Here is a 21,407-nt window from a genome sequence, read left to right as displayed (position 1 = left end):
ACCGCACATGCTGCGAAATTGCACTACCGGAAGGACGTGTCGGGACCGGACGCTTACGAATGACCGGAAGATGGCGAGATAAAAGGCCGCGATGTGTGGCGTCGATCGGTTGTGTTGTTTCAATGGGTTATTCCTAATTTTCGCGAGGTGCGGGCTTTCCCTGCACCTCCCAAGATCGTCGATTTTCATTCTTCGTCAGTAGCTTAGTGCGATGTGAGGCGCCTCGGTCGGCGCTTGTGGAGGGTGGGGCCGGGAAGGGGGGCGTAGTCTGAGACGGCAGCGAGACGCTCGACAGAAAAAGCAGTTCCCGGAAGGGACGCGGGTCCTTCGGTGACCTCTGGTCGGCAGGCAGGTGACCTGGTGGATTCTCAACGTCAAAATCTCGTCGACCTGGCTTGCGGTACCTCGCGATCGGCGGTCGGCGCGGATGGTTGTCGTCGCGGCTCGGTCACAGCCGATATCGCCAGCGTCGGCCGTAGGATGGCGGCCGAGCGCAGGCTTGTCGACTGGCGCTCCCCGCTGCACTGCGAACGCATGGCTTCACGGCCTCGAGGGAAGCACCTCTGCCGTGACAAGCCTGCCGCCGATCCAAACTTCCATCGCGGCCTGTGGGGCGCGGCATCCTGTCGGAGATGCGGGCGCATCGCCCAGCCGACTCAGCTGACATCGGACCTTCCATACTGACACGAATGCGCAAGCCGGCGTGTTACGGTCTGATGGGGTTAGGTCACCGTTTCGATCGCCTTCGAAGCAAATGGAGAGTTCGCTACGTCCAGGATCAACCGCCGCGCCTTGCTCGTCCACTCTGGCAGCGCAGTCGTCGCCTCGACGGTTGCGGCAGCTGCACTCGGCACAGAGCCGCCGGGCCAAGACCCAGAACCGACCAATAAACTGCGAACGCTGATTGACGTGCACAAGGCAGCATACGCGTCCTTCGGCGAAGCCTTGCACGAAATAGGCCGTGGTAGAAGCGGATCCGACGGAGCCAGCCGGGAGGAGGAGAGGGCATTGCTCGCCATCTGCAGCTATGCTGCGGTTGGGGAAGGGGATCGCCTGGCCAAGGCCGGATATCTTTTAGAGATTGAGGCGCGCGGCGAACTCGACCTCGCAGAGCATATGCAGGCTGTTCTCCGATCGACCATGTGGAAGGGATGATACGACCGGCACGCGGACGGTCAGCTGACGGTCTGGTATGCGCCTCATGTCGGTCATTTCGGACAGTTATGCAGGTTCCTAAAAGCAGACGTCACAATTCCTTCGAATTGACCGAGAGTGTGAAATGGGACTTTCACACTATGACCGTCGTGCGCGAAATTTTGCCGAGTCGAGCGCAACCGGCAGGTCTGCTTCGAGCTGTTTCGCGATCACCGAATTTGTCGGCATGCTTAGATTTAAAAAACTAGTTGTTCGACGGCGTGAGGGTGGCATGGCGAGGGCGACCTTTACCTCAGCATCGCTAGCGCCGATGGAATAGAGATCGTGCATCAAATCGCGCCAGCCTTGAGGAAGGTCGGCAAGAGTTATGGGTCGCGGCGTACAGGATTAGTCACCCTTATACCCTACGGCATAAGCATGCATCCGCCAACAACCACGTTTGACACCAATAAGGAATAGCGAGACGCTAAAACCACTTAATCAATCGAAAGATAATACTATGGTTTTTATTGCAATCGTCGGCTCCCTAATCTTCGGCGTGGCCAACATGGGTTACAACCAGGCCAAGGCCAACCCGGATGCCGAGCACTTCCTGGACTCGAAGTCGAACGCCCACGCATAGTCCATTGAAGATCGAGCAGCAGCCTTCGGGCTGCTTTTTGATGAGCAGCCGCCGTGGATGAACGGGACGGCCGGAAACCGCTTCCACGAACACTAATAAACTTGCCACCAGCCCCGACGAAGCCCTAGTTATGTTCCGAAGGGGAGGGCCAAATGCCGAAAATGGAATGGAATGACTTTATTGACCAGCATAAGCTGGGCCACGGACTGAGCTTGCTCTCGCGGCTCAAGGTGCGAGCCTTCGACGCGCAGGGAAAAAAGCCGGAAACAGTTCGGAATGTCCTTACAAAGACGGTCAAGGCGGCAGCAACCGGCGACTGGACGTTTACGACACAGACAATACCGAAGAAGGCTGGTGGAGGGACGTTTTACACATTCATGTTCGCTGTCGAGCAGGATGTGAGAGCGGTAGCAAAGGCTATTGGCGCGACCGCCTTCAAAGCCAGTCCCAAGCCGGTGCGGCCTTTGGTTACCCATAAAACGATTGGTGAGCTACTGCCCCCCGGATACGACAAGATGAGCGCGGCTTTGGCGAAAGCTGCTGCCGAGAAGAAGAAGACGGCAAAGGAATAAGGAAAAGCTGAGGGCTCCGCCCTCCGCACCGCAAGCTGCCTTCCGCCCAGCTTCACTTCGTTGCAGCCGGTTCCCCGCGAACGAGCTTGCGGCTAGACACCCGCTGTTCGCCACGAGGCAGGATTGCAGGCCGCAATCCGCTGACAAGGGCTAGATCAAGGGCCAGTGCCGCGTCTTAAAGTGGAAGAAGAATACCACGCCGATCGCGATAAATAAGCCGACCGTGGCGATAATTTGTCCGGTAGCCGACAAACTGCCGCCTCCGCCAGTCCCGTCATTAGGGAAGAAAGCTGACGTGCCGAAATACACGATGGCCCCTATGCCCATGGGTATGAGGTAGACGAGGAACAGTCTGCTTGCGAGAAACATGGCCTAGCCTTTCAGTGCGTCCCGTGCAGAAGCACTCTGGAGAGGCCGACCGCAACGACTGCCCAAGCCGGTATCCACCAGCGAAGCGCGTTTAGGTTCTTCCCGGTCACCAGCCGCCCTGCAAATCCCACCGCAGTGCCGAGTATGGCGCCGATTGCCGCGACAATCGCAATCTCAATACCATTGCCCAGGCGCCTTGAACCATCAGATCCGCGGGCTTCGAATTTCGGCAGGACCTGGTCCATAACCTGCTTCATGTCGGCGCAGAACTTATTGTGTTCGGCGTCACCAGTTGCCGCAGCCGATACCAGCAAAGCGCCGCCTGAGATCATCTGGTCGACTTCTTTTTCCGACATCTTTGTGATGTCGATCAGCTCGGCCCGGAGCTGGGTGTAGAACTTGTCGGTCACTGCGGCATTCGGGCATTGCTCCCGGTAGACTTTCAAGCGGGCCAACGTGTTCAGGTCCGTTTGTGCGTCCTTTTCCAGTGCCATTGCTGGAGTTGCCAGCAACAGCAGGCCGATGAGTGCTCTTTTCATGATCCCCCCGGAACTTGGCCGGTACACGGCCGTGCGTCCCCTTATACTCTACACTAGGGCGATGTCACTGCACGGTGCTGGTCTTCGGCCGCACGCCAGTCGCACAAAATTCTACGAACTTGAGCGCGGCGATTATCGTATTCGTTGTCTGCACGTAATCCGCATCGTCATATTCCGGGTCACGGTCGCAGTCGTCCATGAGGTCGGTGAACTTGCGCGCCGTCTCCAGCATCTCGGGCGGCATGCCTTCGATCTGGCGGAGCGGGGCGGCTTTAGCTTCATCGCGGGTCATCCATTTGTGATAAAGGATCGAGCCTGACTTGTGAATCCTTGCCGATGAGGGACGGGAAATGGGCAAGAAGTTGGATTGGGAGAAGGCGGATGAGCCCGACGCGATCGGCCAGGAATGGCGCCGGGGGCCGAGCGCCAACGAGACAAAGTTTAGCGTACCAGACGCGAAGGCAGACAGGCGATCGGCTTACTTCTCCGGGCAGGTCGACATCGACCCCAAACGCCCAGCCAACCTGAAGAAACTGCGCAATCAACAGGAGGCTCAGCTCTGGGAGTTGGCTAAGACGCTCCCGGCAAAAGAACGCGCCGCACTGAAGCGACGCGTCATCAAGGCCAAGCAGGGGAAGGCTTAGGGCAACCGATTGCGGTTGCCCCTGCCTTCGCCCTAGCGCGAAAACCAGAGCGCTAGGAGCGCGAAGAGCGCGCCGACGAAGACGTTCTCGGCAAGGCTGAGGATGATGTCCATCCGTGCAGGCTGCATGTGCTCGGGCGCGAAAAGACCGAACGCCATGGTCAAAGTCGACCAGACTGCCAGCAAGCCAAGAACACCGTAGAAATTGTTAAAAACCATGACAGCTCCTGATGTCGGTGAGGAGCTCTCGGCGCGCACGCAGAGAGTCTCACCGGGTAAGGTGAAAGCTCTCGACGGGGGCGCATCCTGCATGCGTACGATCGAGGAATGATGTCGCTCAGTTGAGCGTGACGCGCTGCAGGACACTGCGTCAGCACTTAGTGAGGGCCATATAGGCGCCGAGCCCTGTCTAGACAAGGCGCGTCAACTGCAAGCCTCAAATTATTTCTGACCCCGCTGCGTCTTGCGGCGCTCCAGCCCGGCAGGAAGCTTGTTGGTCCACAGATAGACCTTGTGCTCACTTTGGCCGCTGGCGTTGGGTGCCATGCGGAATCCCTTGGGGTCGAGTGCGTCGGCGAACAGCACGCCGTCCTGACGCATCCGCATGACGGTCTTGCCGGGCGAGTTATCGCCTATGTTCGCAATCTCGCGCAACGTGATGTGACCTTGCCGGACCAACAGCCAGATGGCCTTCGTCTTGCGGCAGTTCTGATGTTTGGTCGGCGGCTTCGGCGCGGGGCGCTTGCCCCACATGTTGAAGAGCAGGGCGGTGAGGAATGGCCAATGGCTCATCGGCCTTCCTCCCCTTCGAGGCCTTGGCCTTCCAGCAGGTCAATTTCGATGCAGGCGAGGCGGCGGCCCTTGTGGTATGCCGTGCCCAGGGGGACCAGATGAATTTGAAGCGCGGCTTATTTCGAGTGTGGATTGTGGCCAGCATCTGCTGGCTCATTTTTGTTGGGAGTGTCAGCTATTGGGGCGTTCAACGACAAATTGCCGAAGCGGATGCCTTTCAGCGAATGAAGCGGGAAGGGTTCGTCATCGGCACGTTTTGCAATGAGGCCAAAGGCCAGGAAAATGTTGACTTCAACCGATCCGGCAAGGCGTTCGATGACGCTGCAAAAGAAACTACGGGGGTAGACGGCGCCTGGTGCCAATACTCACTTGCTGGATACAGAAGGGCGCACCCGGAAGAGGCATCCAAGACGGATGACCAAATTCTTGCAGCCAATTTCATCACTGATTACAGCCATCCTTGGCAAACTGCCTTCCAAGGTTTTTTGTTTGCCGTCGCTGCGCCAATAGCGCTGCTACTGATCTGGTTTGTTGGGGCTTGGGTGGTTTCAGGCTTCGCCCGAGCTAAAGAGCCGCCACCCGCATAACCATTCGGTCGGCATCGCCGTAGCATTTGGCCACGGTCAGCCTTACCACCTGCGCATCGTCACCCCAGCCTCCGGCAGCCGTTATGGCGTCGAGAACCGACTTGGCGAGATTATCGACATCCCCACGCGGCCACCCACCTTCTAGTCGGGCGCGTCGTTGTTTTTTGCTGTCGCTCTTGGGTGGCAGTTCCACACACTCAATCACAACGCTCACCCGCCGTTCGGTCATGGCGGCGAGGTCGCGCTAAACTACTGCATGCGCGATGCCGGCGGCTTTGAGGGTAACGGGCAAACGCTTCGCATCCTCTCGAAGCTTGAGAAGATGTCGAAAGCGGCTGGCTCGAACCTGACGCGCGAAACGATGCTCGGCGTGCTCAAATACCCTGTGGCGTACAAACAAGCTGCAAACACAAGCAAGAGGCCGAAGCTCCTGGAAAATACTAGTGGTACGCCAATCCTCGATCGAAAGGCGTCGAAACCACCGAAATGCTACCTCGATTGCGAACAGGGCGTTGCCGACTGGCTTCTCGAGCCACTCGCGCCATCCGATCGAGATGAGTTTCAAGCGTTCAACGAGGTGCCGGGTAAGCATCATGAAGCTCGGCATAAATCGTTCGCTTGCAGTCTCATGGATCTGGCAGACGACATCAGCTTCGGTATTCACGATCTCGAAGATGTACTGGCGATGCACCTTATTTCGCGGGCGAATTTCGAGAAGCACGTAAGGCCTCAGCAGTGCGCCGCGCTATTGGACTACCTAAATTCGGAGTACCCGGGCCAATACGGCAATGACGTCTATGCAGGGTTTGCTGACCGGCTCTTTGGCGACGGGAACGAGAGGAAACATCAGATCAATCGCGTTCTGAATATGGTGATCCCTTCCGTCGATATTCATGAGAAAGCGGAGTTCGACGAACCGCGGATAAAGTATCAGGCCGTCCTGCCGGCGCCGGTGATGGCATTTGTGGTGGCGATCAAGGACCTCGTACGGGAGGAGGTTATCTACAGCCCGAGCGTTCAACACCTCGAGTTCAAAGGCCAGATGATGGTCATCGCTGTCTTTGAGGTGATGCGTTCAGATCCGGCGAAATTTCTGCCAGCCGACGTGTTTGAACGATATGAGGAGGCTTCCGATCCCTTGCGCCACATCTGCGACTATGTCGCCGGCATGACGGATGGGTATTTGCTGAGGACCTATGACCGACTATTCAGCCCTAGGACGGGCTCCGTATTCGATAGACTATGAGCGATGTGCCGTTGTGTTGTTACGTAGGAATACGCCGCCGAGCAATTTATAGTATTCACGAAGTGTGCAACAATCCTTGGTCATTACCTCTGGCGTTCAATCAGCTCGTGTCGCCCGGTCTGCATAAGGAGGTTCCGAGCAGTAACCTGCCGTTCCGGTTCCGGCCCAAATGCTGCCTGGCGGCAATGCGCCGCTTTTTGCGACGTACCGCGTCGATCGCCGACTTCCGGAAGGGCCATCTCCGGGTCGGCTGACGGCCGTTCCGTTTGGTGTTGGTAAGTTTCGAGGCGACCATTCAATCTCGCTCTCGGGCTTTCTGTGATTGTCGTTAGCGGCGACACCGGCCTCGAGCGCGAGGCGATCAAGCTGTTTGAAGGACATTGGATTTTCCCATGAAACCATCCGCCAGGATGGTGTGAACAGGCCAGGCCGGGCAGTCCGTTTCCGCAATGCGCGGGACGGGCGGTCAAAATCATGGTGCAGCGCAACAAAGATGTTGCATTGCACACAAACTTCCGTTAGGTAATGCTAATACAATGCGAAGGCTTCTTAAAAGTCGCCCCCCAAACGAAGGATGGAACGATGTCCAAGACCACTGAAAAGACCGCTGAATTTATCGACAACGCGTACCCCGCTTTTGATGCATCCAAGGCCATTGAGCAGGTCAGTGCTTTCACGGAAAAGGGCGTCGAGCAGTCGAAAGAAGTTCTCGCCAAATTCAAGGCAGATTCGGAGATGACCCAGAAGGCTCTTGAGACGAGCTTCGCATCCGCCAAAGCCGCTTCCAGCAACTTGTCGCTGAAGACAATTGCCGTTCTGCGCGCCAATACTGAAGCCGCCTTCTCGCATTTCGAAGCCCTAATTGCCGTGAAGTCGCCTTCCGAATTCGTTGAACTGCAGACCGCCTTCGTCCGCAAGCAGGTTGAAAGTGCCGTCGAGCAGGCCAAGGAACTTCAGGCCGTCACGACCAAAGCCGTCGAGGACGTATCCAAGCCGATCAAGTCCGCCTTCGAGAAGGCGGTTAAGGAACTTAAAGTCGCCTAGCTTTTTCTTGGGCGGATAGAGCGGGGCGGGGCGTCACGGCTCTCCCAATGGAGAGCCGTGACTACCTATGACTTGGCCTCTTATTCTTGACGTAATCCAGCGCCCCAACCAAGGGATCGGCAATGCCCCCCGTGGTTCAGTCCTCCTCCTTCATATCTTCGGCTTCGTCCTTCAGCTTCTGCCAGTCCGCGCCGTGCTTGCGAAGTAGCGTCCGCGCCTGTTTGGGCGTCACGTCTGTCACTTCGGTCAGGTGCTCAACTTCAAGTTCTGCACCCTTCTTAACCCGGCTCGTATCGGTCGTTTTCTTTTTGGCCATCTCTGCGTTCTCCACTCTCGAGGAACGAGCACTTAGCGGCGAAGTTCCAGTTTGAAGTTGGTCGTCATCGTTCGCTGCCCGCAGGTCGGGCCGCAGCGCATAGAATTCTCGCTCATGCGCCTGCCGCGAAATGGCTTTGCCGACTCGGTGGTGCTGGTGAGGCTCGTGGAGCGAGATGCATTCATCTGGACGCTCCATTTTTAAACGCCAGGCCGACGGCTCTTGACGTGATCGACCAAGCCGACGTGCGTACCGTGGAAGTGCGACCGGGCCCCGGCCTTCCGGCGACCGTAATTTTTCCAGGCATTGCTTCATGATCCGCACCGACTGGCGCATTTCCTCCATGCGGACGAGATAGCGGTCATAGCACCGGACGTCTCGGCTTCGTAGTCGGTCACGCGCTCGCCAGGCTCAAGGTTTTTGGTGAGCGCGCAGGCCGGATAGCTGCTACCACCGTGTTTGCTCGTGTCGATGGGGAGCAGTCATACGCCCAAGAGGTTGGCGTGACGTCTGGTCAACGGCGCCGCAGCAGTCAGGCAGCGGAAATCTGGGAGACGTACTCCCGGGTTCTGGTCATTTCCCATCCACTCGACGGGCAAGCCGAACGCCGGGTCCCCCTCCATTCTGTGAAATGAATTCGATCCCTGCAGCCTCAAGTGCCTTGGCCAACGCTTCAAGCGTTGTTTGTCTAGGGACAGTTTGAGAACTCTCAATTCTGGCAAGCGTCCGAACTGTCAAACCGGATGCGTTTGCCAAGTCGTCTCTTGTCCAATCGATCAATGCTCGTGCTGCGCGAATCTGCTGGGGCAGTATGTCCTTTTTCATGACATTCAACTTGCTAAAAGTCACAAAAAGTGACATTAATAATGACAGCACACGGCCGCACAGGTGCTCGTAACACCGGTGCGGCCTGACCACGCCTAAGCTTCTGGGAGCTCGGATCATGGCTGATTCCGACAATAACACGACTTTGCCTTTCGTCACGCGCAGGAAGGTGCTTGCGGGAACAGCAATCGCAATGGCGGCGACACAGGCTACATCGTTTGCTCGCAGCGACTTGGAGGGTGATGACGCCATTGATCCTGCGGTGGCGGTGTGGAGACGATGGCAGCCGGCTTGGGAGGAGACTGAACGGCTTTGCAATGAGCAGCAGCGGTTGGAGAAAGTACTTATCGAGACCGTTGGTTTCCCTTGCACTACAGTGAAGTTGTCCGACGGCGAGAGCGTGACCGTTCACTCTCTTGGAGCCCTCCAAGAATTGCTGGGTGTTCGTCCGGCGAACACAGTAGCCCGCGCTCAGGCTGAAGCCGAAATCGTAGCCCATCAGGCGCGCTGGGATGCGGCCGATGGAGCGATTGGTTACTCAACGGGCTTGCTTGCGGAGCGCGAAGCTGCCGAGAAGGCGCGGGAATTGCTGGAAGCCTTTTCCCAAGTACCTGCTACGTCGCTTGCTGGTGTAGCCGCTAAGCTGGATGCAGTGCTTAGGGAAGGGGAGTATTCGCTACACGACAGTGAACCCCCGTGGCCACAAATCCGCTCGGCCTTAGACGACATAGCTCGGATTAGAGAGCAGAAAGTCTCGAGCTGAACTTCGGCACTAAGGTATCGGAATCGCGATCATTCGTCGGTTTGGTGATTTTCGCGGGGCTTACCGAGACAAACTCTCTACACATGGAGCGACTGATGCAGTTCCGAAAGGCATTTGCGGAGCCAGGACGTCGCAGCGCCTTCAACGCACCGGCAAACCGTGGAATCGAGAGTGGCCCGCACCCTGCTGATCAACATGTCGGCAGGCAGATCGCTGCGGTTCGCGTGCAGTCGGACGTATCGCAGGCCCAGCTTGCCCGATCCATAGGCATCAGTTTCCAGCAGCTTCAAAAATATGAGAACGCGAAAAACCGCGTTAGCGCCTCCATGCTCTACGAGATCGCTAGTTCACTGGCCGTCCCAGTTAGCCGTTTTTTCGGGGGCCTGCCGGGCAATGAGACTGACCGTGACGTTCCCACGCTACCGGTCGACGAGCGCGTCAATTTTATTGCCAGCGCGGAAGGCCGACGCCTAATTGAAGGGCTGGTGCAACTTCATCCACGGGTGCGCGGCCGTGTGTCGGCTTTGATCTCCGCATTGGGGGAGGAACTGGCGGTCGTCGACCCAAAGCAGGAGAGCGGAACGTCCCCCGACCCCATGTCGGTCCAGGACAGATTGGTTTAGGTGATTCCTTGTCGACGGGTCGCGAGTGCTCCTTTCATCACGCTCCTCATTGATTGACCGGCGCCGGGAGTTCCAAAACCCCGGAATGACTACCGGATGCGAAGCGGAGTAGAAAAGGCAATTGGAGCGTACATAACGGGCATGCGAGATTACGCAGACTTCAACGATCCTTGCTCTGACCGCGCAATCGCGCGCTCGAAACAGGGCAAGTGCGATGAAAGCAACACGCAGAGATGCCAGTCGGCAGATCGAGGCCGTCCCATATTCTCGGCCGCGCGCTGTCGACGACGCCTTGCTGGAACGAACGGTTCAACTCTTCGAGGCACGCACCGGTCGTTTGTTGTCAAAGGAAGAAGCTCGCCAGATCGTGGAAAACGTCAGCGGGTTCTTTCGCATCCTTGCCGAATGGCACAAGCTGGATTGAGTCGAACCCACCCGCACGTGATATCGCGCTATGGCGCTTGGCCGCCTCAGATGACACGAGGAAAAACGGTTCCGCCGACTGCAGGTTCGCACGTTGTGCCAGTCCTGACCGCCGACATGTCAATCATATGCGCCGTTTCGTGACCGCGAAGGAGCGGAGATGAAGCCGATCCACAAGCGAGCAGCACCGAAGGCGAAGCCCGGCAGCTTCGTGAAAGCGCTGCTTTATGCGCGCGTGTCCTCGAAAGAGCAGGAGAAAGAAGGCTTTTCGATCCCGGCGCAATGCAAGCTGCTGAGAGAATATGCTCTCCAGCGACAGTTTGGCATTGTTGAGGAATATGTTGATGTCGAGACCGCCAAGAACACCGGGCGGACCAACTTCGGCGAGATGGTCAAATATCTGCGCAAGCATCCTGGCGTACGCGTCATCCTGGTCGAGAAGACCGATCGCCTTTACCGCAACCTCAAGGATTGGGTGACGCTCGACGAACTCGATGTCGAGATCCACCTCGCCAAGGAAGGCGTGGTGTTGTCGCGAGACTCGCGATCCTCGGAAAAGTTCATGCATGGCATCAAGGTGCTGATGGCCAAAAACTACATCGACAACCTTTCTGAGGAAGCCCGGAAAGGGCAGATGGAAAAGGCCGAGCAGGGCATCTGGCCGTCTAAAGCGCCGCTCGGCTATCTCAACGTTACGGCCAAGGACGGCAAGAAGGTCATCGAGCCGGACCCGGTGGTGGCGTCGGTTATCACCAAGCTATTCGAGCGCTACGCGACCGGCCAGTACTCACTCAAGGCGCTCACGAAGGCGGCGCATTGCGACGGCCTCATTCATCCAAAGAGCGGCAATCCGGCACCGGTCAGTACCGTGCATACGATTTTGCGCAATCGGCTCTATACGGGCCTGTTTCAATGGAATGGCAGGCTGCACCACGGCAAGCACGAGCCGCTGGTATCGATCGACCTCTGGGAACGGGTCCAGGGCGTTCTTGCAGGCCGGCACGCGACCCCTATCCATTCCTATGGTTATGAATTCGCCTTCTCGGGCCTCATGACCTGCGCTGGGTGCGGCTGTGCGGTCGTGGCGGAGGTCAAGAAGGGGAAATATATCTACTACCACTGCACGGGACATGCCGACAAAGGCCGGGGCGGCTATGCCGACTGTCGTCGCAAATATGTTCGCGAGGAGGTGCTGGATAAGACCTTTGCCGGCCTCCTGGACCAACTTCATTTCGATGAGGAGGTTCTGAAATGGGTACGCGACGCGCTGAAGGCGAGCCATGCAGACGAGCGGCGGGAGCAGGAACAGGCGATTGAGCGGTGTCAGACTCAGTACAAGCGTCTCGAAGACCGCCTCAACGCCATGTACCTGGACAAGCTCGACGGCCGCATCGACAATGCCTTCTACGACCGCATGTCGGCGCAATGGCGCGTCGAACAAGCGCGCCTGCTGCGTGAGATAGAGCGCCATGGCGAGGCGCAAGAATCATACATGGACGATGGAATCCAACTGCTTGAGCTAGCCCGCAACGCGGGCCAAATGTTCACTCGTCAGGCCCCAAATGAGAAAAAACGACTGCTGAATCTGGTGCTGTCGAACTGCGAATGGAATCGCGGCGAGGTCCGCGCGGTCTTCAGGCAACCGTTTGATTTACTTGCGGAAACGGCCGCGTCTGCGGCAGCTGCACAAGCTCGCGGGGATGTGTCGTTGACGAGGCATCCAATTTGGCTGGGGAACCTGGATTCGAACCAGGACTAACGGAGTCAGAGTCCGTGGGTCTACCGTTAACCTATTCCCCAGCAGGCACGATCTTGAATATCACGATAAACGTGAAAACCGTGCGGGCCGTGCGGGCAAGCCGCTGTGAGCGCTGCCTTGTAGCCGCCAGCGGAAAATAGTCAAGCCTGCTCTGTGGTTCAATGGCACGTTTCGCCAGGTGGTTTCAGACACCACGCTTCAGATGCCGGCGTGCGGCTCGAAGTCCAATCTCACGCCTCAAGGCTCCGTCCGGCTGAACTGCGACCGCTCGAAGAACAGCACCACCCCCAGGCCCAGAATCAGCGGGATGATCAGGTAGAACAGGCGGAACACCAGCAGCGCCGCCAGCACGCCGACCGGGTCCATGTCGGACAGGCCGGCGAGGAACACCACTTCGAACACGCCGAGCCCGCCCGGCGCGTGCGAGATCTGTGCGATCGAGAAGGAGACGAGGAAGACGCCGAGCACGACGAAATAGCCGGGATTGTGGGCTTCGGGCAGGGCAAAGAAGATGATCGCGGCGGCCGCCAGCAGTTCGATCGGGCCAATCAGCAATTGCCGTGCGACGATCGGCAGCGCCGGATAGTGCAGCTGAAAGCTGGCGATCTTCAGCGGGCGCAGATGCAGCCAGCTGCCGAATATGTAGGCGGCGACCAGCAGCAGCATCACGATCCCCGCCGCTTCCGACAGGCCGTGGTGGGCAATGCCGGAAAACCGGTCGAGAACTTCGGGCTCGAACACCAGCACGAGGCCAGAGGCGAGAATCGTCGACAGCACGAAGGTGATCCAGCAGATCGCCACCAGCACGCCGACATCCTGGCCGGTCAGGCCCCTGGTGCCGTAGGCGCGGTAGCGGATGACGGCGCCGGAAAACACCGAGCCGCCGATGTTGTGCGACAGCGCATAGGTGGTGAAGGAGCACAGCGTGACGAACAGCCACGACACGCGCTTGCCGATATGCAGGAGCGCGATGTGGTCGTAGCCGGCGAGCGAGGCATAGGCGATGACCGAACTCACGGCCGCAAGGATCCAGCCGCGTGTCGGTATGGCGGTGATGCCGTCCCAGACATCGTCGAGCGAAATGCCGCGCAATTCGTGCCAGAGCAGCAGCAGTGAGAAGATCACCGCCGCGATGCCGACGACCGGCCAGAAATAGCGTCTCCAGTTCATTGCCTGACTGCCATGCGTTGCGGGTCCGCTTCCTTTTCTGGTGGTGATGGGAGGAGACCGGTCGCGCCGGATTCTTCCGCACATTTCAGAAATGCCTCATTGAAGCCGGCTATTCAACCGCGAACGTTTTTCGCCGCGACTACCGGCAGGATTTGTCCGTGTTGCCAGCTGAAAGGGAGCCGGCAGACGTTGCGCGTAGCAATCCAGGCTTGCAGATACATTACGCAATGCTGCCGGAACGGTGGCTTGCTGGCCCAGCCGGCAAAATTCGGCACGCGGCTCTTGGTGATCGGGCGCGGCACTGTTAGTCTGGCGGCAACTTAAAACACTGAAGCGCCTGCTGCGTCCGTCATCGGCTCGCGCGGCGCCGGAAGGAACGACAGTGGAAGACCACGACACCGGCGCCGGCGCGCCAGAGGTGGGCGTGTCCAGCGCTTCCCGGGGGCCATCTGGCCCGGGAACCGCCAGCTGGCAGCAACGCCGCCCGACGGAGCTCCGCTCCGCAGACGGGCAGGCGGGCGACGCGCCCCAGAAGGGCAAGCCCAAGAAGCGGCGCAAGCGAAGGCGCGGGCGCAAGGTTTTTGCGCGCGACGAAGCGCGTCCCACGGAGAATCGATCGCCGGCGCCAGGCAAAACCGGTGCCCCGGTGGTGGAAGCGCACAGGCCGGCGGAATCGGTGGCCTCGCCCGCCCCTGCAGTGGCACGGCCCGAACAGGGCGCCCGTCGGCCGCCGGTTCACGAACTGCCCGTGTTTGCGGCCCTCGACCTCGGCACCAACAATTGCCGGCTGCTGGTTGCCGTGCCGACACGGCATGGCCAGTTCCGCGTCATCGACGCCTTTTCGCGCATCGTCCGGCTGGGCGAGGGGCTCACCGCCAATGGCCGGCTCGGCCAGCCGGCGATGGACCGCGCGGTCGAGGCGCTGAAAATCTGCGGCGACAAACTGCGCAACCGCAAGATCCGAAAAGCCCGGCTGATCGCCACCGAAGCCTGCCGCACCGCCGACAACGGCGTCGAGTTCCTCGACCGCGTCGAGCGCGAGGCCGGCCTGAAGCTCGAGATCATCGATCGTCAGACCGAAGCGCGGCTGGCGGTGTCCGGCTGCGGTTCGCTGGTCGAGCGTGACACGCAAGGCGTCGTGCTGTTCGACATCGGCGGCGGTTCGTCGGAAATCGCGCTGATCGATCTCGCCGGCCGCCGTTCGCCAAGGCTCGCCAATCACATCGTGTCGTGGACGTCGCTGCCGGTCGGCGTCGTTTCGCTGGCCGAGCGCTTTGGCGGCCGCACGGTGACGCGCGAGATCTTTACCGCCATGGTCGACGACGTCGCCGGCCGGCTGGCCAGCTTCGACGGCCGCGACCGGCTGAGCCATCTCAAGGCCAGCCCGAATTTCCATCTGCTGGGCACGTCCGGAACGGTGACGACGCTGGCCGGTGTTCACCTCGACCTCGATCGCTACGACCGCCGCCGTGTCGATGGGCTGTGGATGGACCGCGACAGCGTCGACCGCATGGTCGAAAAACTGGTCGGCTGGGATTTCCAGCAGCGCTGCGCCAACCCTTGCATCGGTGCCGATCGTGCCGATCTGGTGCTGGCCGGCTGTGCTATCCTCGAAGCAATCCGCGCCGTATGGCCGTCGGAGCGACTGCGCGTTGCCGACCGTGGCCTGCGCGAAGGTATATTGAGCGAACTGATGGCCGATGACGGCGTCTGGCGCAACGATGGGCGTGGCAGAGCATGATCCCGAACCGCAGGACCGCGTTAGCGAAGAGTAGCAACCGGTATTCGCGGACAAACGGTTCCGTTTGTCCAGGGGTCATGCTCAGACAAGAAATCAGGCAATGACCAAGAAACCGGAAAAACCAGGATCAGCCAGCATTCGCGTGCTGAAGACGCGGATCAAGAAGAAGAGCGGGCTGAAGGAATCGTCGCGCCGCTGGCTGCAGCGCCACATCAACGATCCCTATGTCCAGCGCTCCAAGGCTGACGGCTATCGCTCGCGCGCGGCCTACAAGCTGATCGAGATCGACGACAAGCATCATCTCCTGAAGCCTGGCATGAAGGTGATCGACCTCGGCGCCGCCCCCGGCGGCTGGTGCCAGGTCGCCGCCGCGCGCACGAAATCGACGGCCGACAAGCCGCATGTCATCGGCATCGATTATCTCGAAATGGACGCCGTGCCCGGCGCGCCGGTGCTGTTGATGGATTTCCTCGATCCGCTGGCGCCGCAAAAGCTGGCCGAGGCGCTGGGTGGGGATCCGGATATCGTGCTGTCCGACATGGCGGCCCCTACCACCGGCCACAAGCGGACCGACCATATCCGCACCATGCATCTGTGCGAGGTGGCGGCCGACTTTGCGCTGTCGGTGCTGAAGCCGGGCGGGCATTTCCTCGCCAAGACCTTCCAGGGCGGCGCCGAAAACGAGCTGCTCTCCATGCTCAAGAAGAACTTCCGCTCTGTCCATCACGTCAAGCCTCCGGCGTCGCGCGATGAATCGGTAGAGCTTTATCTGTTGGCCAAAGACTTCAAGGGGCGAGAGCCGCCCAAAGGCGAATCGGAACGTCCAGACGGCGAGCCCGAAGCGTAAACCGCATCAATTGCCGGGCGGGCTTACCGCTTCCAACGTCTTGGGCGTGGTCAACCGGCCATGTCCGGAGACGGCATTGCCGGCATCGGGCGCCAGCCGGATGAAGGATAGCGATGCCGCCGCCGAGACCGCTGCAACGATGAAGAAGGCAATGTGGAAGTCGTCCAGCGACAGCGGGCCGCCATGGATTGACGTCGACACTTCCAGGATTCCGCCGGCCAGCGCCACGCCGAGCGCGACCGAAAGCTGCTGGAACACGGCGGCAATCGGCGTCGCCTTGCTGGTGTCTTCAGCCGAAACCTCGGCATAGGCGAGCGCATTGACGCCGGTGAAGAACATCGAGCGGATAAAGCCGCCGACCAGAAGCATGGCCAGCATCAGCAGATAGGGCGTGTCAGGCGTGAAGAGGCCGTTGATGGCGATCGACGCCGCAGCGACCAGCGAGCCGACAACCAGCACGCGGCGGAAGCCGGCGACGCGGAAGATCAGCGCGGTGACGAATTTCATGCCGATGGCGCCGATTGCCGAGACGAAGGTGATCATGCCGGACTGGAACGGTGTCAGCCCGAAGCCGATCTGGAACATCAGCGGCAACAGGAAGGGCACGGCCCCGATGCCGATGCGGAACAGTCCGCCGCCAAGCACCGAGGAGCGGAACACCTGGTTGCGGAACAGTTCGAGCGCCAGCAGCGGGTTTTTGGCGTGGCGCGCATGCAAGAGGTAAAGCACACCCGACATCAGTCCGACCGATACGGTGATGACACCGACGATTGGCGGCAGGTACGGCAGGCTGACCACCGACAGGCCGAACACCACTCCGGATGCTGCTAGCCCGCTCAGCACGAAACCGATGAAGTCGAGGGGCGGGTTCTCCGTGGGTTCGGTCTCCGGCAGGAAACGCGTCGCCAGCCAGATGCCGATCAGGCCGATCGGCACATTGATCAGGAAGATCCAGTGCCAGGTGAAATAGGTGGTGATGAAGCCGCCGACGGGCGGCCCGACCAACGGCCCGACCAGCGCCGGAACGGTCAGCCAGGACATTGCCGCAACGAGTTCGCTTTTCGGTGTCGCGCGCACCAGCACCAGCCGCCCGACCGGTGTCATCATGGCGCCGCCAATGCCTTGCAGGAAGCGCGACACCACGAAAGCCGGTAGCGAACCCGAAAGGGCGCAGGCGATCGAGCCGACGATGAAGACCGCGATCGCGGCACGAAAGACAGTCTTGGCGCCGAAACGGTCGGCCATCCAGCCGCTGATCGGAATGAAGATCGCCAGCGATACCAAATAGGCAGTCAGCGCCAGCTTGAGCGCGATCGGGCTGGTATGGATGTCGACGGCAATCGCCGGCAGCGATGTCGCGATGACGGTTGAATCCATGTTTTCCATGAAAAGGGCGACCGCCAGTATGACCGGGATGGTGCGGTTCAAGGAACGCGTCCAGACTTGAATGTTGCGTTGCCGGTTGCATGTCGGCCTTGAGGCGGGCGGTTACCATGCCTTCGGCGGGATGTCGCATTAATTTGCTGTCACTTTTGTGCGACCGGCAACCACAGGTGGCATATTTTGGGGCGAAAAGTCACCTTTCCGGGATCGTGAAATCATCGGCTTTTCATCGGCGGCGGGACGTGGTACCAGCCAGCGCCAATCCTGAAAGGGAAGAAACGAGTCGGCGCTGTCCATTCCGGTCCAGCGCTTTTTTGTATTCCGAGGGCTGGCCATGGCAAAAATCATCGAAACGTCCACCGGCGCATTGGCGCTGACCTTTGACGACGTGCTGCTGCAGCCGGGTCATTCCGAGGTCATGCCCGGCGAAACCGATGTCCGCACCCGCATCGCCGGCGATATCGACCTCAATGTGCCGATCCTGTCGGCGGCGATGGACACCGTCACCGAGGCGCGGCTTGCCATCGCCATGGCCCAGGCCGGCGGCATTGGCGTCATCCACCGCAATTTCTCGCCGGCCGAACAGGCCGAGCAGGTGCGGCAGGTCAAGAAATTCGAATCCGGCATGGTGGTCAATCCCGTCACCATCGGCCCCGATGCGACGCTCGCCGACGCGCTTGGCCTGATGCGCAGCTATTCGATCTCGGGCATCCCAGTGGTCGAGAACGGCGGCAGCGGCGGCCACAAGATCGGACGGCTGATCGGCATCCTGACCAATCGCGACGTGCGCTTTGCCTCCGATCCGGCGCAGAAGGTCCATGAACTGATGACCCGCGACAACCTGATCACGGTCAAGGAGAACGTCGACCAGGATGAAGCCAAGCGGCTTCTGCATCAGCACAGGATCGAAAAGCTGGTCGTCGTCGACAAGCAGGGCAATTGCGTCGGGCTGATCACCGTCAAGGACATCGAGAAGTCGCAGCTCAACCCGCACGCCACCAAGGACGCGCAGGGCCGCTTGCGCGCCGCCGCCGCCACCAGTGTCGGCGATGACGGTTTCGAGCGCGCCGAACGCCTCATCGATGCGGGCGTCGACCTTCTGGTGATCGACACCGCGCATGGCCACTCGCAGCGCGTGCTGGATGCGGTGACGCGCGCCAAGAAGCTCTCCAACTCGGTTCGCATCCTGGCCGGCAACGTCGCCACCGCCGCGGGCACGCAGGCGCTGATCGACGCGGGCGCCGACGCCGTCAAGGTCGGCATCGGTCCGGGTTCCATCTGCACCACCCGCATCGTTGCCGGCGTCGGCGTGCCGCAGCTCTCGGCCATCATGTCGGCGGTCGAGACGGCGCACAAATCAGGCGTCTCGGTGATCGCCGATGGCGGCATCAAATATTCAGGCGATCTCGCCAAGGCGCTCGCCGCCGGCGCAAGTGCAGCCATGATCGGCTCGCTGTTGGCCGGAACCGACGAAAGCCCGGGCGAGGTCTATCTGCACCAGGGCCGCTCCTTCAAGGCGTATCGCGGCATGGGCTCGGTCGGCGCCATGGCCCGCGGCTCAGCTGATCGCTACTTCCAGGCCGAGGTGCGCGACACGCTGAAATTGGTCCCGGAAGGCATCGAAGGGCAGGTTCCCTACAAAGGACCTGTGTCTGGCGTGCTGCACCAGCTTGCAGGCGGGCTGAAAGCCGCTATGGGTTATGTTGGTGGCCGCGACCTTGCCGATTTCCGCGAACGCGCCACCTTTGTGCGCATATCCAATGCCGGACTTCGTGAAAGCCACGCCCATGACGTCACGATTACCCGCGAAAGCCCGAACTATCCCGGCGGAGCCTGATCCGTACGGGCTCGGGCGGAGCCTGACGGCGACGATCCTGCGGCTGTCGCGCCACGCAGGCGCGCTCTGCTTCCTGTCGGCGGTGGTGTTCATCGCCATGACGGCACTGGAATTCTTCTACTTCCGCCAGTTGAGCGGCGGCTTGCCGTCACTCGACATGCGTATTTTCGGTTTCACGCCCGACGAAGGCATGGCCTGGCTGACGGCGCTCGGCCGGCGCGGTGGCGAGATCATTCTCGTCTGGCACTATCTGACCTTCGATCTGCTGTTCCCGGCGCTGCTGTCGGTGACGCTGGTCAGCCTGATCCTGGCAAGCGGTCGGCGATTGAAGGCTTTCCGCGTGCTGCCGGCGCAACTGCAGTCGATCTTCGCGCTGGTTCTGGTGCTGCCCTACACGCTTGCCGACTACGTCCAGAACATCGCGGTAGCCCGCCTACTGTCCGATTTCCTGTCGGCGAACCCGGATTCGCTGTCTTTCGCCTCGTCGCTGATCGTCACCAAATTCGCGCTTTTCGCCATCCCGGTGATCGTCATTGCCGCCTTCTGGCTGGCAAGCCAGAAACGCCAGGCTTGATGCCGCACGCAAAGCCCGACCGGGCAGGGGGCACTTCATGAACCAGACCACGATCTTCTGGCCTGTTCTGGCGCATGTGCTGCTGATCTACATCGTCTACGGCGTCCTGGGTCGGCGCAGATACGGTGCAATCAGGTCAGGCGAAGCCAAGCCCGGTCAGTACAAGGTGCGCTCGACCGAGCCGGCCTCCAGCACGACCGTTGCCGCCAATCTCATCAATCAGTTCGAACTGCCGGTGCTGTTTTATGTGCTGTGCCTGACGCTGCACCTGACCAACGGCGTCAACTATCTGACCCTGGCGCTGATGTGGATTTTCGTCGCGTCGCGCTATGTCCATGCCTGGGTTCACCTGACCAGCAACAATCTGCTGCTGCGCAGCCGCTCTTTCTTCGTCGGTGCGGTGATTCTTCTGCTGGGATGGATCTGGTTCGCGCTGCATCTGCTGGGGGCGGTGTGAAGTCACCTGCACAGCTATGAAGCGTCACAACCGCGTGGTTTTCGTCAGTCGAGTCTGACTGAAGTTGAACGACAGCCCGGGCACAAGCCGAACGGCGGCCCCTTCGATCCTTCGACGAAATCTATGCTCGACCGCCCAGGCCACGAACGCCGCCAAGCCGAGCACGACAGCAAACGCTACGCCGATTCGAAGATACGGTGAGCCGATCCATTGGGCCAGCCACCGTATGATGGCAACACCGATATTCTGGTGCAGAAGATACAGTGGATAGCTAACAAAACCGACATAAGTCACGCATCGCCAAATCCTAATGTCGCGCAACTGAACCCCGATGACACCGAGAATCGAGAGCGCAATTACCCATACGGTGAATGTGGTGATGCCCCACAACTCGACGGTGATTGCCAAGCATCCTGCCGTTACAGCCATCTGCACGATCCAGTTCGATCGGCGCGCCGCAATGCCCATCAAAAAGAAAAGGCTGTAAGGGAAGAAAAAATAGGAGATGGCGACGCCCTGGAACGGATGGATCAAAGCTTGATGGTCCGCCCATAGGCCTGAAAAGTGGACTGCCGCGCCAATTGCAGTGAAGCTTGCGAACAGGACAAGTGCGCCTTTCGACCAAAGATAGAAGATGAGGCCGAATACGACGTAGAACTTTGCCTCCGCAAGCAGGGACCAGTAGGCGCCGTCGACAAGTGGCGTGGAAAAAAACAGAGGTCCCCAAGCTGCGTTGCGCAGGCCATCGGCGGCTGAAACCTCTCTATCGGGAAGACCTAAGATCGCAACCATGACAAGCGTGATCGCTATGCTGGCGATGAGCGCAGGCTCCACGCGTGTGAACCTGCGCAGCCAAAACGTCCAGATGGTTTCTGCCCGCTCGGCCGTCCTCGCAATGCAGTAACCGCTGATGATGAAAAAGAGAAAGACACCAACGATTCCGTTCCATGGCAAAGTCATCTGGTGCGGGAAACGGATGTAGTCGGCGGGGAAGCGCGACGTATAGTGGAAAATCAGAACCAGCATCACCGCGATTGCGCGCAATGCGTCAATCGCATCGTATCTCCGGTTCTCGTCCTGATCCGAATTCATCGCAACGAACTAAGGCTTGTTGAGATTC

The 21,407-nt window shown here is 59.8% G+C and carries 27 protein-coding genes, 1 tRNA gene and 1 pseudogene; 16 read left to right on the top strand and 13 right to left on the bottom strand.

Annotated features, from left to right (window positions below; genetic code table 11):
- The first annotated feature begins 1,008 nt into the window (after positions 1–1,008).
- The 3 genes from FCU66_RS41810 to FCU66_RS04380 all read left to right on the top strand — a co-directional run bounded on the left by FCU66_RS41810 (position 1,009) and on the right by FCU66_RS04380 (position 2,349).
- Positions 1,009–1,155: a hypothetical protein gene (locus tag FCU66_RS41810; protein WP_246093779.1), complete on the top strand. Its 147-nt coding sequence runs from the start codon at positions 1,009–1,011 to the stop codon at positions 1,153–1,155.
- A gap of 499 nt (positions 1,156–1,654) precedes the next feature.
- Positions 1,655–1,777 (top strand): hypothetical protein, encoded by a 123-nt coding sequence (locus FCU66_RS42500; protein ID WP_281285499.1) that lies wholly within the window; start codon positions 1,655–1,657, stop codon positions 1,775–1,777.
- Positions 1,778–1,929: 152 nt separating this feature from the next.
- Positions 1,930–2,349, top strand: a complete 420-nt coding sequence (locus tag FCU66_RS04380; protein ID WP_136618889.1) for a hypothetical protein — start codon at positions 1,930–1,932, stop codon at positions 2,347–2,349.
- A gap of 150 nt (positions 2,350–2,499) precedes the next feature.
- On the opposite strand, the gene FCU66_RS04375 is transcribed toward FCU66_RS04380, so the two are convergent.
- The 3 genes from FCU66_RS04375 to FCU66_RS04365 all read right to left on the bottom strand — a co-directional run bounded on the left by FCU66_RS04375 (position 2,500) and on the right by FCU66_RS04365 (position 3,549).
- Complete coding sequence (locus FCU66_RS04375) at positions 2,500–2,718, bottom strand: hypothetical protein (RefSeq protein WP_136618888.1); 219 nt, start codon at positions 2,716–2,718, stop codon at positions 2,500–2,502.
- 11 nt (positions 2,719–2,729) lie between these two features.
- Positions 2,730–3,257 carry a hypothetical protein gene (locus FCU66_RS04370; protein WP_136618887.1) on the bottom strand — a complete coding sequence of 176 codons (528 nt, stop codon included), beginning with the start codon at positions 3,255–3,257 and terminating at the stop codon, positions 2,730–2,732.
- 64 nt (positions 3,258–3,321) lie between these two features.
- Positions 3,322–3,549, bottom strand: coding sequence for a hypothetical protein (locus FCU66_RS04365; RefSeq protein ID WP_136618886.1), 228 nt, complete (start codon positions 3,547–3,549; stop codon positions 3,322–3,324).
- A 58-nt stretch (positions 3,550–3,607) separates the two neighbouring features.
- Between FCU66_RS04365 and FCU66_RS04360 the strand changes: the two genes are divergently transcribed.
- Entirely contained in the window at positions 3,608–3,901 is a 294-nt protein-coding gene (locus FCU66_RS04360) for a hypothetical protein (RefSeq protein WP_136618885.1), read from the top strand.
- A 32-nt stretch (positions 3,902–3,933) separates the two neighbouring features.
- Here the strand turns inward: FCU66_RS04360 and FCU66_RS04355 are convergent, their stop codons facing one another.
- Together FCU66_RS04355 and FCU66_RS04350 are read right to left on the bottom strand one after the other, a co-directional pair.
- Positions 3,934–4,119 carry a hypothetical protein gene (locus tag FCU66_RS04355; RefSeq protein WP_136618884.1) on the bottom strand — a complete coding sequence of 62 codons (186 nt, stop codon included), beginning with the start codon at positions 4,117–4,119 and terminating at the stop codon, positions 3,934–3,936.
- 222 nt (positions 4,120–4,341) lie between these two features.
- Positions 4,342–4,692: a hypothetical protein gene (locus tag FCU66_RS04350; RefSeq protein ID WP_136618883.1), complete on the bottom strand. Its 351-nt coding sequence runs from the start codon at positions 4,690–4,692 to the stop codon at positions 4,342–4,344.
- On the opposite strand from FCU66_RS04350, the gene FCU66_RS04345 reads away from it, so the two are divergent.
- Positions 4,677–5,279, top strand: a complete 603-nt coding sequence (locus FCU66_RS04345; protein WP_136618882.1) for a hypothetical protein — start codon at positions 4,677–4,679, stop codon at positions 5,277–5,279. The genes FCU66_RS04350 and FCU66_RS04345 overlap by 16 nt on opposite strands.
- Here the strand turns inward: FCU66_RS04345 and FCU66_RS42745 are convergent.
- A complete protein-coding gene (locus FCU66_RS42745; RefSeq protein ID WP_136618881.1) occupies positions 5,257–5,508 on the bottom strand; it encodes a RusA family crossover junction endodeoxyribonuclease in 252 nt (83 codons plus the stop codon). The two genes, FCU66_RS04345 and FCU66_RS42745, sit on opposite strands and share 23 nt — an antisense overlap.
- Here FCU66_RS42745 and dgt point away from each other — a divergent pair.
- Both dgt and FCU66_RS04330 read left to right on the top strand, forming a co-directional pair.
- Positions 5,437–6,525, top strand: a complete 1,089-nt coding sequence (gene dgt, locus FCU66_RS04335; RefSeq protein ID WP_206077135.1) for a dGTP triphosphohydrolase — start codon at positions 5,437–5,439, stop codon at positions 6,523–6,525. The two genes, FCU66_RS42745 and dgt, sit on opposite strands and share 72 nt — an antisense overlap.
- Positions 6,526–7,107: 582 nt before the next feature.
- Entirely contained in the window at positions 7,108–7,569 is a 462-nt protein-coding gene (locus FCU66_RS04330) for a phasin (RefSeq protein ID WP_136618879.1), read from the top strand.
- Positions 7,570–8,143: 574 nt separating this feature from the next.
- Here FCU66_RS04330 and FCU66_RS04320 read toward each other — a convergent pair.
- Both FCU66_RS04320 and FCU66_RS04315 read right to left on the bottom strand, forming a co-directional pair.
- Positions 8,144–8,254 (bottom strand): annotated as a pseudogene (locus FCU66_RS04320) (NADH-quinone oxidoreductase subunit D-related protein); the annotation flags it as partial.
- Between the two features lie 204 nt (positions 8,255–8,458).
- Positions 8,459–8,710 (bottom strand): helix-turn-helix domain-containing protein, encoded by a 252-nt coding sequence (locus FCU66_RS04315; protein WP_136618894.1) that lies wholly within the window; start codon positions 8,708–8,710, stop codon positions 8,459–8,461.
- Positions 8,711–8,828: 118 nt separating this feature from the next.
- Between FCU66_RS04315 and FCU66_RS04310 the strand changes: the two genes are divergently transcribed.
- The 4 genes from FCU66_RS04310 to FCU66_RS04295 all read left to right on the top strand — a co-directional run bounded on the left by FCU66_RS04310 (position 8,829) and on the right by FCU66_RS04295 (position 12,278).
- The gene (locus tag FCU66_RS04310; protein WP_136618878.1) at positions 8,829–9,473 is read left to right on the top strand and encodes a hypothetical protein; all 645 of its coding nucleotides are present in this window, start codon (positions 8,829–8,831) and stop codon (positions 9,471–9,473) included.
- Between the two features lie 95 nt (positions 9,474–9,568).
- Positions 9,569–10,096 (top strand): helix-turn-helix domain-containing protein, encoded by a 528-nt coding sequence (locus FCU66_RS04305; protein WP_136618877.1) that lies wholly within the window; start codon positions 9,569–9,571, stop codon positions 10,094–10,096.
- A 214-nt stretch (positions 10,097–10,310) separates the two neighbouring features.
- A complete protein-coding gene (locus tag FCU66_RS04300; RefSeq protein WP_136618876.1) occupies positions 10,311–10,520 on the top strand; it encodes a hypothetical protein in 210 nt (69 codons plus the stop codon).
- Between the two features lie 159 nt (positions 10,521–10,679).
- The gene (locus tag FCU66_RS04295; RefSeq protein WP_181956527.1) at positions 10,680–12,278 is read left to right on the top strand and encodes a recombinase family protein; all 1,599 of its coding nucleotides are present in this window, start codon (positions 10,680–10,682) and stop codon (positions 12,276–12,278) included.
- Here FCU66_RS04295 and FCU66_RS04290 read toward each other — a convergent pair.
- Positions 12,246–12,319, bottom strand: a tRNA-Gln gene (locus FCU66_RS04290). The genes FCU66_RS04295 and FCU66_RS04290 overlap by 33 nt on opposite strands.
- 196 nt (positions 12,320–12,515) lie before the next feature.
- Positions 12,516–13,448 carry a lysylphosphatidylglycerol synthase domain-containing protein gene (locus tag FCU66_RS04285; protein ID WP_136618875.1) on the bottom strand — a complete coding sequence of 311 codons (933 nt, stop codon included), beginning with the start codon at positions 13,446–13,448 and terminating at the stop codon, positions 12,516–12,518.
- Between the two features lie 301 nt (positions 13,449–13,749).
- Between FCU66_RS04285 and FCU66_RS04280 the strand changes: the two genes are divergently transcribed.
- Together FCU66_RS04280 and FCU66_RS04275 are read left to right on the top strand one after the other, a co-directional pair.
- The gene (locus FCU66_RS04280) at positions 13,750–15,189 is read left to right on the top strand and encodes a Ppx/GppA phosphatase family protein (RefSeq protein ID WP_425462837.1); all 1,440 of its coding nucleotides are present in this window, start codon (positions 13,750–13,752) and stop codon (positions 15,187–15,189) included.
- Between the two features lie 100 nt (positions 15,190–15,289).
- Positions 15,290–16,036 (top strand): RlmE family RNA methyltransferase, encoded by a 747-nt coding sequence (locus tag FCU66_RS04275; protein ID WP_136618873.1) that lies wholly within the window; start codon positions 15,290–15,292, stop codon positions 16,034–16,036.
- Between the two features lie 6 nt (positions 16,037–16,042).
- On the opposite strand, the gene FCU66_RS04270 is transcribed toward FCU66_RS04275, so the two are convergent.
- Both FCU66_RS04270 and FCU66_RS40990 read right to left on the bottom strand, forming a co-directional pair.
- Positions 16,043–17,464 carry an MFS transporter gene (locus FCU66_RS04270; protein WP_136618872.1) on the bottom strand — a complete coding sequence of 474 codons (1,422 nt, stop codon included), beginning with the start codon at positions 17,462–17,464 and terminating at the stop codon, positions 16,043–16,045.
- Between the two features lie 87 nt (positions 17,465–17,551).
- The gene (locus FCU66_RS40990) at positions 17,552–17,767 is read right to left on the bottom strand and encodes a hypothetical protein (protein ID WP_136618871.1); all 216 of its coding nucleotides are present in this window, start codon (positions 17,765–17,767) and stop codon (positions 17,552–17,554) included.
- On the opposite strand from FCU66_RS40990, the gene guaB reads away from it, so the two are divergent.
- The 3 genes from guaB to FCU66_RS04255 are packed head-to-tail and all read left to right on the top strand — an operon-like array spanning position 17,754 to position 20,287.
- Positions 17,754–19,256 (top strand): IMP dehydrogenase, encoded by a 1,503-nt coding sequence (gene guaB / locus FCU66_RS04265; protein WP_136618870.1) that lies wholly within the window; start codon positions 17,754–17,756, stop codon positions 19,254–19,256. The genes FCU66_RS40990 and guaB overlap by 14 nt on opposite strands.
- Complete coding sequence (locus FCU66_RS04260; RefSeq protein WP_136618869.1) at positions 19,207–19,830, top strand: hypothetical protein; 624 nt, start codon at positions 19,207–19,209, stop codon at positions 19,828–19,830. Before guaB ends, FCU66_RS04260 begins: the two co-directional genes overlap by 50 nt.
- Positions 19,831–19,867: 37 nt before the next feature.
- A complete protein-coding gene (locus tag FCU66_RS04255; RefSeq protein WP_136618868.1) occupies positions 19,868–20,287 on the top strand; it encodes an MAPEG family protein in 420 nt (139 codons plus the stop codon).
- A 24-nt stretch (positions 20,288–20,311) separates the two neighbouring features.
- Here the strand turns inward: FCU66_RS04255 and FCU66_RS04250 are convergent, their stop codons facing one another.
- Positions 20,312–21,379: an acyltransferase family protein gene (locus tag FCU66_RS04250; RefSeq protein ID WP_136618867.1), complete on the bottom strand. Its 1,068-nt coding sequence runs from the start codon at positions 21,377–21,379 to the stop codon at positions 20,312–20,314.
- Positions 21,380–21,407: the final 28 nt, after the last annotated feature.

Source organism: Mesorhizobium norvegicum, assembly GCF_004919685.1.
In the GTDB taxonomy this organism is placed as follows: Bacteria; Pseudomonadota; Alphaproteobacteria; order Rhizobiales; family Rhizobiaceae; genus Mesorhizobium; species Mesorhizobium norvegicum.
Note: the sequence above shows the minus strand (reverse complement) of the source record. Positions and strands in the feature narration are given on the sequence as shown.